The following is an 11,290-nucleotide window of genomic DNA, read 5'->3' as shown; positions in this document are numbered from 1 at the left end:
CGAGGACAACCGATTGATAATGTGCGGATAACGTCCTTTGTTTGACTATTCTTTTATGGCACTCAAAGCCGACCATAGGCAAAGATACGACAAAGTTCGATTACCACATCATTACCTCGCAACAAAAGCGCAATTGCTCATAAGGCATTGTCTGTCTGCCTCTTGCGCTATCGCTCATAACCTCTTATAACTCAGAGTAAACTAATTTTGTCGAATTAAACTTTGAGTAACATGAGAAGTACTTTTAAGGTTCTGTTTTATCTCAAACGGAACAACCCCAAACCGGACGGAACAGTTCCAGTAATGGGAAGAATCACAGTAGACGGAACAATCAGTCAGTTCAGTTGTAAAATGACCATACCGCCTGACCTTTGGGATACCAAAACCGGACGGCTGACGGGTAAAAGCACATTAGCAGTAAAGACCAATCTTGCGTTGGATAAAATCCGTGTGGATATTAACCGCCACTATCAAGAAGTAATGCAAGCGGACGGCTTTGTTACCGCCGATAAGGTAAAGAATGCCTATCTGGGTTTAGATGTAAAGCAAGATACGTTCTTAGTCTTGTTTGCTAACCATAACCAAGAATTTTCACGGAAAGTAGGTTATAGCAGGTCGCAATCAAGCTATTCCAATTATTGTACGATTTATAAGCATATGGAAAACTATATCCGGCATGAATACAAGCGGGATGATGTTTACCTGAAAGAACTGAATCTTGCTTTTTTCAATGGTTTTGAACATTATTTGCGAACAGAAAGGGAATGTTGTACTAACACAATATGGAACTATATGATAGGGGTTAAACATATAGTAGCCATAGCCCGAAATTCCGGTCAAATAACGATTAATCCGTTTGCGGGATACCTGATAAAGCCGGAGCAGACAGACAGGGGATTTCTGAACAAAGAAGAACTGAACTCGATTGTGAACGCCGAGATGAAGAACGCCCAATATGAATTAGTAAGGGATTTATTCGTGTTTTCAGTATTTACGGGACTTAGTTATTCGGATGTGAAGAATCTAACAAAAGACCATCTTAAAACCTCGTTTGACGGTCATTTATGGATAATAACCCGCCGACAGAAAACCAATACCGATTCAAGTATCAGGCTGTTGGAAGTTCCGAAGCGGATAATAGAGAAATACAAAGGCTATTGCCGGGATAACCGCCTATTTCCTGTACCGGGCAATGGTACTTGCAATAACATTCTGAAAAAAGATAGACAAACAATGCGGGATTAAAACCCGCTTAACCTACCACCTTGCAAGGCACACCTTCTCGACTACACTTACTCTGTCACAGGGAGTTCCGATAGAAACGGTCAGTAAAATGTTAGGGCATACAAACATTAAAACGACCCAAATATATGCCAAGATAACGAATGAAAAAATCAGTCAAGATATGGAAATTCTTTCTCATAAACTGGAATCTCTGGAAAAACAGATAACGGAAAGGTTATGAGATAAGGGGGTATAAAAAAGGATAAGATACTTTTTGTATAGAAAAACCTCAGAAATGTTTAATGACAACCAAATGACTACCGACTAATTTTGTACGAGTATTAATTAATATCAGAAGATATGGACACAATTAAGAAAGTAAAATTAGGAAGCCAGGGACTTGTCATTCCAATGGAAGGCTTAGGTTGTATGGGTATGACCGGAATAGTCGGTAATGATATGTACGGCCCGGTGAACGAAAACGAAGCTATCAGCACTATTCACAGGGGACTGGAGTTGGGAATGAACTTTCTCGATACGGCAGACCTTTATGGCCCTCTACTCAATGAGCGTTTAGTAGGCAAGGGCATAAAAGGCAACAGGGACAAATACATCGTTGCTACAAAGTTTGGTTGGGAGATCGACGATAACGACCAGATAACATGGCAAATCAACGGTAAGCCAGAATATGTCAAAAAGGCAATAGACAGGTCATTGAAAAACTTAGGTGTAGATTATGTCGACCTTTACTATCTGCACCGTGTCGATCCGAATACGCCTATCGAGGAAACAGTAGGGGCAATGGCCGAATTGGTTAAATCCGGCAAAGTACGTTATATCGGTCTTTCCGAAGCCTCCGCAGAAACAGTCCGTAGAGCGCACAATATACATCCCATTACTGCCCTGCAATCCGAATATTCACTTTTCGAGAGAGAGATAGAAACACTCGGCATTTTTGAAACGCTGAAAGAGCTGGGAATAGGCTTTGTAAGCTATTCTCCGATAGGACGCGGATTCCTATCGGGAGAGATTAAATCTCCGGATGATTTTAGTCCGACAGATACACGTAGGGCATTGCCCAGATTTATTGGAGACGCTTTCTATAAAAACCTTGAATTGGTAGAGGAAATAAATAAAATGGCATTGGAAAAAGGTGTTACTTCCACGCAACTTGCTTTAGCATGGCTTTTCTCTAAGGGTGTAGTTCCTATTCCGGGAACGAAACGAAGGAAATACCTCGAAGAAAATATCAAAGCGTCGGAAATTGTGCTTGCCCAAACTGAAATAGAACGCTTGGAATCTATCGTGCCCCTCGGAAGTGTAACTGGAGGACGTTATGACGACAGCGGTATGGCAATGGTAAACCTGTAATAAGACTTGTTCCGGAAGTTGAATATGACTATTTTTATGCAATAATTCAAGTCGTTATATGAAAAATAAAGAGCCGATTATAATAAATAACATCAGCGATCTAAGCAAGTTAATGGGGTACGCCGAATCAAGACATCCTCTAATAGATATTATAGAGTTTGTCCCCGGGAAAAATCGGGGTACTCCCGACGGAAGGCCGGTCGTTTTTAATCTGTACTGCATAGCTATCAAGAAAAACATAACTGGCACAGTCCGGTATGGTTATCGGCAATATGACTTCAATAAAGGACTAATGACTTTTTCTGCTCCGGGACAAATCTATTCATTTGAAGAACAACCCGACATATCCGGTATGACGGGTTGGTTCCTGGTATTTCATCCCGATTTTATACGGAAATATCCATTGAGTAAGGCTATATCCAAATATGGTTTCTTTTCCTATCAGACAAACGAAGCACTGCATATTTCTGAGGAGGAAGAAATAATGATTGACGGAATATTCGGTAATATCAATAAGGAGTACCAACGCCCTATTGATAAACATAGTCAGGGAATCATTGTCTCGCAAATAGATGTATTGCTTAACTACGCCGACAGGTTTTATAATAGGCAGTTTATCACTCGCCAAATTGTCGAATCCGATACGCTAACCCGGTTTGAAAACATCCTGACGGAATATTTCAATAGCGAGTCGAACACGTTTCCGGCTGTCAATGATATGGCGTCGCAACTGAATGTTTCCGTTCATTACCTGAATGATATGTTACGGACGTTGACGGGCAGGACTACACAGCAACATATTCACGATTGCCTGATTGAAAAGGCGAAAGTGTTGCTTTCAACAACCGAATTAACAATTAACGAAATCGCTTATTCTCTTGGTTTTGAATACCCGCAATATTTTACCCGGCTTTTCAAAAACAAAACGGGGATAAGTCCGATAGCATTTAGGAATAACAATTAATTCTCTTGTTGATAACAAAAGAATTAAACGACATATTAATCTTCCAGGTCAATATGTTTTAAACTCCATTCTGAAATAACATCTATTACAGAATATATTCCTTTACCTTTTTCAGTTATAGAGTATTCAACTTTAGGTGGTACTTCCGGGTAAGACTTGCGCTCAATAAATCCGAGCTCAGTGAGGGATTTCAATTCGCTGATAAGCATTTTCTCGCTGGTGTCAGGCATAAGCCGTTTTATCTCCCCGTATCGCTTTGTTCCACCTCTTAATAATTCTATAATAATAAGTTTCCACCTACTACCTATAATATCCATACCCCTGCGTATGGTTTCACATCTCGGATTTTTTTTCATTATCTCATTTATTTTATCTATTGATTATCAGTAATTCTAACTTTATTGTTAGTACCTTACATTAAGGTATGTACTTGACAAATATATGGTATAATATTTATTTTTGCAAGGATTAAAAAATAGAAATATAAATATTAACCAAATGAGTGTTTCGCTAAAAATCGACAAAAGCGCTTGTACACAATGTGGTAAGTGCGTAAAAGTTTGCCCGTCGGGTGTTCTGTTAAAGTTGGATCGAGGTTCCGTTCCACAAGTTGATAATATAGGCTTTTGTATAGGGTGCGGGCATTGTGCTGCAGTATGCCCTAACGGTTCTATAGTACATTCCTTATTTCCCAAAGAAAAGATTCATGCCATAGATCGGGCAACCATGCCTTCCCCCGAACAAGTTATGTTGCTTTGTAAAGCACGACGTTCAAACCGTTCCTTTACAGATAAGCCCGTTCCTTTTGAATATCTCGATATGATACTCAAAGCAGCCCACCGGGCGCCAACAGGTGGTAACCTTCAACAAGTAGGATTTACCCTTGTAACTGATCCTGTAAAACTGCGTTACCTGGTTGAAATTACGATGAATGTTTTTGGCCGTATGATTAAAAAACTTCAAAATCCGTTACTTAAACCTCTGTTGAGTAAATTGATGCCTAATACATATAAAAGCCTTCCACTTTTTATATCAATGCAGGAAGCAATGAACAATGGTAGTGATCCTATATTGCGTGGCGCTACTGCATTAATACTTATACATACACCTGAATCTGACCGTTTCGGGATAGAAAATTCAAACATAGCTTATCAAAACGGTTCGCTAATGGCTGAAAGTTTAAACGTAAGTCAGGTATATACAGGTTTCTTAAATATGGCCGCAAGACAGGATAAGCGCATAATGAAATACCTTCGTATAAAAGGAAAGATTCATGCCGGAATGGCACTCGGTATGCCTAAATTCATTTATCCTAATTACATTGATAAGAAAGAAATAAACCTAAATATACTATGATTAAAATATTTTCATAAAATTTGCTTTCTTAATTATCATATAACCAACAAAACTAACTTAATAGTTAGTACCTTACATTAAAGTATGTACTTGACAAATATATAGTAATGTTTTATATTTGCATAATCAACAATAAAATTGGTATTAAGTAAGGTATAAAAACAAGAAATGAATACAAATCTTTATATAGCATCTTCATCGTCGCATCTATTGGAATGTTTCCGAGAGAACAAGATCGTTATGTAGATATAAGATGTCAAAAATACATACGAAAGCCTCTCTCGGAAACGAGAGGGGCTTTTTTGTACCTAATCACTACCAATTAAAATCAATCTGATCAGTTGAGAATAAATAGTTTAATTTTTAACAAGTTTCAATTATGGCAAAAGAAAAATTTGAAAGAACAAAGCCTCATGCAAATATTGGCACTATAGGTCACGTAGATCATGGTAAAACAACCCTTACTGCTGCAATAACAACAGTTCTTGCGAAAAGAGGTCTTTCTGAACTTCGCTCGTTTGATTCAATAGATAATGCGCCGGAAGAAAAGAAGCGTGGTATCACAATTAATACTTCGCACGTCGAATATCAGACAGCGAACAGACATTACGCACATATTGATTGTCCAGGTCATGCGGATTATGTAAAAAACATGGTAACAGGTGCAGCACAAATGGACGGTGCAATCCTTGTTGTTGCTGCTACTGACGGCCCTATGCCTCAGACAAATGAACACGTATTACTTATGCGTCAGGTGAATGTTCCTAAGATCGTTGTATTTATTAATAAGAGCGACATGGTGGACGATTCCGAATTAATAGACCTTGTGGAAATGGAAGTTCGGGAGTTGCTGACAAAATATGATTTCGACGGCGATAATGCTCCGGTAATTCGCGGATCGGCACTCGGTGGACTTAACGGCGATCCGAAATGGGAAGATAAAATCACAGAATTAATGGATGCAGTAGATGATTATATTCCTATTCCACCCCGTGATAATGAAAAACCTTTCCTCATGCCTGTTGAAGATGTGTTTTCTGTTACAGGTCGTGGAACGGTGCTTACCGGACGCATCGAAACAGGTACAATCAGCATTGGCGATCCAGTCGAGATTATAGGCTTTGGCAAAACCATTACATCCACCTGTACAGGAGTTGAAATGTTTAAGAAGCTACTGGACACGGGAAGTGCGGGGGATAATGTGGGCTTACTTATGCGTGGTGTTGACAAGGACGATGTAAAGCGTGGTATGGTAATAGCCAAACCCGGTTCGGTAAAACCTCATACCCGCTTTGAAGCCGAAGTTTACGTTCTTAGAAAAGAAGAAGGCGGAAGGCATACCCCATTCCATAATAACTATCGCCCGCAATTCTTTATACGGACACTCGATATAACGGGTGAGGTTAAGCTGACGGAAGGTGTTGAAATGGTAATGCCCGGCGATAATATTACAATAAATGTAGAACTTATCTATCCGGTTGCTGTAAATGTCGGACTTCGTTTCGCTATCCGCGAAGGCGGTCGCACTGTTGGAGCAGGTCAGATAACTAAAATAATTGATTGAACAATCCCTGTAATATCATAGATACCCCGTACAAACTGCGGGGTATCTATAAGAATTAAATAAGGAAATTAAAATAATGCTTATGGATACTTTCAAAGAAAAGAATTATATTTGTCTATTACATAAAAAAGCATCGTTTATGGATAAACAGAAAACAAATATACAGATACCCGATGTAAATGAGCTAAACTTTACAATAGCCCTCATTTCCGAATTTTCCAAGCGATTCAATTTGGGACAGAAACAAGCGTTCAATTATATTAACCGTTTCAAAGGTATGCAGTTTCTTCGTAAACACTATCAAAGTCTGCACACTCAATCATTTGATGATGCTATAGATGAAATTCTCACCGTATGCCAACATAACGGAGGAAAGCTAAAATGAAATTATTTCATGGTTCAAATATTGAAATACATGTCCCCGATCTATCACGTTCAAAACCGTACAAGGATTTCGGACAAGGTTTTTATTTATCGGACAACTATCTACAGGCAGAGGAAATGGCTATGCATAAGGTAGATCAGCTTCGGAGAAGAATTAAAATTTCACAAAGGGAAAACAATTCAATATTTCTTCGGGACAGAAAAAGCCCTCAATTATTTGAAGAAGTTATGATAAAGCAAGAACAAATTCAATTCTTAATAGAAGAAATGACTCGCGAAATCATCATATATTTGATGCAAGACTTCGGGTATGACATGGATAAAGCTTTTGAAATTTTCTATAATTCAGATACTTTCGAACGCCTTAATAATATACAAAGCGGACTCTATTATCAAAGCTCCGGCTATGTATATAGTTTCCTGAAAGAAGAATTGCTTACAGGAAAAGTAGGATAATTTCAGAAAATTATTTCAACCACCTAATGAAACTACTTATGAAAAGACCGCTACTTCTACTTCTTGATCTGATCCCTATATTACTGTTTGCCCAGCAACCGGTTATTTTCCCTGACGACTTCAAAACAAGCGCCCTGAACGGGAAAGAAGTAACCATTACAAACACCCTGACGCTGACAAACAACTACAGCTACACGTATGGCACACTGACCTTTTCCAACGGCCAGCTATGGACTCCTACCGAAAAGTTCGAACCGGGTGTAGATATGTTCAATCAGAAGAACCTGGAGAACCAGAAAAACCAACTCACCGTAAAGCAAGGCTCCTTCCCCATCGTCGATGCAGACGGAACCTGCCGCATCGGACAAACCATAGAAGGGCTGACCGGAAAAGCCAGCTACAGCAACGGCACATACACCATCACCCTGACCCGGAAACCCGAATTCAAAGGCAACGAACGCCCCACCTCCTGCGACACCCCGGAAACGTACAACCTGAAAGTGGTCAGCTTCAACCTGGAACACTTCGGCAAAAACGTAAACACCTATAGCCTCAAGCTGCCCAAAGTAGCCCTCGCCCTGCAAGCACTGCAAGCCGACATCTACGCCCTTGTGGAAGTAGAAGGAGCCGCCGGACTGGAAGAACTCTGCCAGCTCCTGAACCGGAACTGCAACACCCAGAAATACAAGACACGCTATTATAAAGACAACGTGCAGGGCATGGCCTGCTTCATCTACAATAGCGACGCAGTTACCCCCGTGGGCGCCATCAGTCTGAACAAACTCGCCGACAATTACCTGCCGGAACGCAAAACCGCCCAAGGTTTCCAACTGAACAGCAATCAGGAGCGTTTCATCCTCTGCTGCAATCACTGGAAATCAAAATCAGGCAGCAATGTTCCGGAGCAATACAAAGATAAAGGCGACGGCCAAGGCGCCTATAATCCCCGCCGTGTGCAGGAAGCCGAAGCCACTCTGAAGTTCATCAAAGAAATCACGAAAACCTACAATGATCCCGACGTCCTGGTGGTAGGCGACCTGAACGCCTATACCTGTGAAGACCCCATCCGTACCCTCGAAAACGGTGGTCTGGTCAATCTGCTCACCACCTACGCCCCAAACCAGTACAGTTACGCTTACTTCAGCAATGGCAGTTACGCAGTAGGCTATCTGGATCACAGTTTGGCCACAAGTACCCTTGAAAAGCAAGTAACCGATGCCCGTCCCTTCCGTATCAACGCTGACGAACCACAGAAAATGGACGTCGATCAAAGCGGCGTACAGAAAGACAATATGTACCGCTGCTCCGACCACAGCCCCATCGTCACCTTCCTGAATCTGGGGAACGGCAGCACAGGTATCGAAACCCCGACAATTTCCCGCCCCGCTATCCGCCTGACAGGCGATCCACGCAGCGGCTACCTCACTTTAGTAAGCAACACCAGCCTCAGCCGTGCCGAAATCGTCAATATCAGTGGGCAAATCATTGCCACATACGACATTAGCAATACCGAAAATGCAGAAAATCGTTTCACCCTGCCCGTAAATAGTCTGGTGCGTGGCTTCTACCTGATACGTGTTTACGATGCACAAGGCAGGTGTACACGGTATAAGGCAGTGCTCCCCTGACAATTTCAAAATTCCTCCCGCAAATGTGAACTTCAGAAACAGCCTTCGAATGCCACACTTCATCGTCCCCAATGCCACACCCAATCAGGCGTGACGTGTGGTATTTACTGTGCTGAGGTGTGGCAATTACTGCACTGAAGTGTGGCAGTTGGGGCAGTGAAGTGTGGCAATTGAGGCGTTGAAGTGTGTCATTCGGGATGATGAGGCCGACATTCCGAATGACAAAGCTCGATATTCCAGGCGACAATGTGCGGTTTCTCTCCGTCAAAGCTACGGCAGATAAATCATCAACAACAGCAACAGCAGTCTTTTTTTCTTTTCTTGCTGCTGCTGTTGTTATTATATCTCTTATATTCTCTTTATTAGCAGTATATTCATTTGAGCTAATACTATTGTTTTTCAGCGATTTACCAGACGATAAGCATTCTTTTTCCCCTTCATTCCTAAGCACTTTTTGACTGTTTTCAGCCATTTTTTGCTCTTTTTTCGATGATTCTCGCTTGTTTTTGAGCGTTTTTCGAACCTTTTTCTCTGAGCTTCCGATACAATCCGCATCAGTCGCAATACAGTTTACCTGCCGTTCACATATCGTTTGTTCCGTCCGTTCATGTATCGGATTCAGTTCCGCAGGCATAAAATAGCCATCCTCTTCAAAGTCGAAAAGCTGGTATCCGAAAATGATTTTCTTGATATAAGCAAAAGAAATCTTATGGACCTTACAGAAAGAGCGCAGGTATTCCACCTGAGCACGCGACTCGGGCAATAACTCCAGTTTTTCAATAATAAACCAATAGGCACCAGTTCCTTTAAGCGTTTCCTTAGCCAGCAGATTCTGCATTCTGGGGTCATGCATCGCCATTAGTGGATGCTGAAGGTAGAAGTTTCTTTTCATATTTCTTATTTTTTCATTTGACTCTACAAAGATAAGCATTGAAGAAACTGACAAAATGTACGGTCTTATGATCTTTATCCCCCTTCAGAGAGCTCCTGAAAAGGATTTTTCATCTTAAACCGCACATCACCTATATATGTTAAAAATACATAATCGCGTTAGAAAAAATGCGGAGTCCCGCAAGAAACAATAACCCTATATGAAGTTCATTAGTGCTTACATAGCGGAATGCCTCTGCAAACGTAGGTTTCTATAAATCTGCAAAAACATAAAATAAGACTTGTTTCTATGAGAAAAATTAATCAGATTGTCGTCCACTGTTCCGCCACCCGCTTAGGGACGTTGAAGATGGGCTATCCCGAAGCGTAAATAGTGGGGCATCGGATTTAAGTCCGGACATCAATGGGAACAGGGAGGTGGAGCCAATGGAGTGGACGAAGTAATGCCCGTGCTTTGAGGTGAAGAGGGAACGGTGGAAACAGATTACCATAGCTGCTACTACCATAACGGTCCCCTACTAATACAAACTTACCCAAGAATACGCAAAAAAGCGTAAACTTGGGTAAGAATAAATAGATTCTATTTGGAAAGGGAGTTAGAATTCAGCCTCTTTCAATAAAATATAATCTTAAGAGTTTTATTTCAGAACAGGTGTCAATTCATCCCATTCATACTTATCTTCTTCAGCATTATAATAGAATGACATAGCATAATCACCTTTACCACGTCCTGCATAAACATTATAGGTAATCTCATAACTCATGTCAGGATCAGGATCAGTTACCATCAGAGGCAATACAATACCTGATATTCCCTCAGCAATACGCTGATCCATAATTGCTTGAATAGCATCATTATCTAATCCGGTCAGATAACCATCTACATTATAATATTTAGACCAAGTACTATAATTATTATTAATATTATTGTATCCTGCAGAAGCACCAAAATAATATTCTTCATTATCTTTCTGATCACTCATAAATGCGGGTTTATTTTCTTTCACCCAAGCAACCAAAGCTGTATATCCTTCAGATTCCATCTTCTGTCTGATAACGCCACTAATCAAATTGGTCAGTTTCCATGAGGTACCATCGTATTTCATTACGGTAATACGATCTGCTATTTCTATAATCGGTTCTTCGGGATCATAAGCAACCCATTCAGTCCCATTATACTGATAAAGTACAGTCCTATTTTCTGTTTTCTTATCCTCCGTGTAATACTTATAAGTCAACTCGATAGTATTTCCTTTTTCCACATATGGGAACTTTACCTTGGCAAAGGTAGTTAAATAGAAAGTAATTTTCTCTGCAGAAATTTTACTATCAAAATTATTATATTTACCCGGCTCACCATCACCAGTACCCATTGAATCATAATCTTCATCAACTAATGTATAAGTAATACTCGGAGCAAAGTTGATGAATTCAAGCCCTTTCGGTTCCAAC

9 protein-coding genes and 2 pseudogenes are annotated in these 11,290 nt (G+C 40.6%); 9 read left to right on the top strand and 2 right to left on the bottom strand.

Features of this window, described 5'->3' with window-relative positions; genetic code table 11:
• Positions 1 to 231 precede the first annotated feature (231 nt).
• The 3 genes and pseudogenes from BACCELL_RS18915 to BACCELL_RS18905 all read left to right on the top strand — a co-directional run bounded on the left by BACCELL_RS18915 (position 232) and on the right by BACCELL_RS18905 (position 3,559).
• Positions 232 to 1,465 (top strand): annotated as a pseudogene (locus tag BACCELL_RS18915) (site-specific integrase).
• A 119-nt stretch (positions 1,466 to 1,584) separates the two neighbouring features.
• Positions 1,585 to 2,595: an aldo/keto reductase gene (locus BACCELL_RS18910; RefSeq protein WP_007213612.1), complete on the top strand. Its 1,011-nt coding sequence runs from the start codon at positions 1,585 to 1,587 to the stop codon at positions 2,593 to 2,595.
• Positions 2,596 to 2,653: 58 nt separating this feature from the next.
• On the top strand, positions 2,654 to 3,559 hold the full coding sequence (locus tag BACCELL_RS18905) for a helix-turn-helix domain-containing protein (protein ID WP_007213611.1): 906 nt from the start codon (positions 2,654 to 2,656) through the stop codon (positions 3,557 to 3,559).
• Positions 3,560 to 3,594: 35 nt separating this feature from the next.
• On the opposite strand, the gene BACCELL_RS18900 is transcribed toward BACCELL_RS18905, so the two are convergent.
• Positions 3,595 to 3,915, bottom strand: a complete 321-nt coding sequence (locus BACCELL_RS18900; RefSeq protein ID WP_007213610.1) for a winged helix-turn-helix transcriptional regulator — start codon at positions 3,913 to 3,915, stop codon at positions 3,595 to 3,597.
• A 142-nt stretch (positions 3,916 to 4,057) separates the two neighbouring features.
• Here BACCELL_RS18900 and BACCELL_RS18895 point away from each other — a divergent pair, with 142 nt between their 5' ends.
• The 5 genes from BACCELL_RS18895 to BACCELL_RS18875 all read left to right on the top strand — a co-directional run bounded on the left by BACCELL_RS18895 (position 4,058) and on the right by BACCELL_RS18875 (position 8,947).
• Positions 4,058 to 4,915 carry a nitroreductase family protein gene (locus BACCELL_RS18895; protein ID WP_007213609.1) on the top strand — a complete coding sequence of 286 codons (858 nt, stop codon included), beginning with the start codon at positions 4,058 to 4,060 and terminating at the stop codon, positions 4,913 to 4,915.
• A 379-nt stretch (positions 4,916 to 5,294) separates the two neighbouring features.
• Positions 5,295 to 6,479, top strand: coding sequence for an elongation factor Tu (gene tuf / locus BACCELL_RS18890; protein ID WP_007213608.1), 1,185 nt, complete (start codon positions 5,295 to 5,297; stop codon positions 6,477 to 6,479).
• A 139-nt stretch (positions 6,480 to 6,618) separates the two neighbouring features.
• Positions 6,619 to 6,864 carry a DUF3791 domain-containing protein gene (locus BACCELL_RS18885; RefSeq protein ID WP_044154232.1) on the top strand — a complete coding sequence of 82 codons (246 nt, stop codon included), beginning with the start codon at positions 6,619 to 6,621 and terminating at the stop codon, positions 6,862 to 6,864.
• Positions 6,861 to 7,319: a DUF3990 domain-containing protein gene (locus tag BACCELL_RS27505; RefSeq protein ID WP_007213606.1), complete on the top strand. Its 459-nt coding sequence runs from the start codon at positions 6,861 to 6,863 to the stop codon at positions 7,317 to 7,319. Before BACCELL_RS18885 ends, BACCELL_RS27505 begins: the two co-directional genes overlap by 4 nt.
• 38 nt (positions 7,320 to 7,357) lie before the next feature.
• Positions 7,358 to 8,947: an endonuclease/exonuclease/phosphatase family protein gene (locus BACCELL_RS18875; RefSeq protein ID WP_007213605.1), complete on the top strand. Its 1,590-nt coding sequence runs from the start codon at positions 7,358 to 7,360 to the stop codon at positions 8,945 to 8,947.
• On the opposite strand, the gene BACCELL_RS18870 is transcribed toward BACCELL_RS18875, so the two are convergent.
• Positions 8,850 to 9,839, bottom strand: a complete 990-nt coding sequence (locus BACCELL_RS18870) for a DUF4373 domain-containing protein (protein WP_044154131.1) — start codon at positions 9,837 to 9,839, stop codon at positions 8,850 to 8,852. The genes BACCELL_RS18875 and BACCELL_RS18870 overlap by 98 nt on opposite strands.
• Positions 9,840 to 10,213: 374 nt before the next feature.
• Between BACCELL_RS18870 and BACCELL_RS27500 the strand changes: the two are divergent.
• Positions 10,214 to 10,282, top strand: a pseudogene (locus tag BACCELL_RS27500) (N-acetylmuramoyl-L-alanine amidase); the annotation flags it as partial.
• Positions 10,283 to 11,290 lie beyond the last annotated feature (1,008 nt).

The sequence above is a fragment of the Bacteroides cellulosilyticus DSM 14838 genome (assembly GCF_000158035.1).
GTDB lineage: Bacteria > Bacteroidota > Bacteroidia > Bacteroidales > Bacteroidaceae > Bacteroides > Bacteroides cellulosilyticus.
Note: the sequence above shows the minus strand (reverse complement) of the source record. Positions and strands in the feature narration are given on the sequence as shown.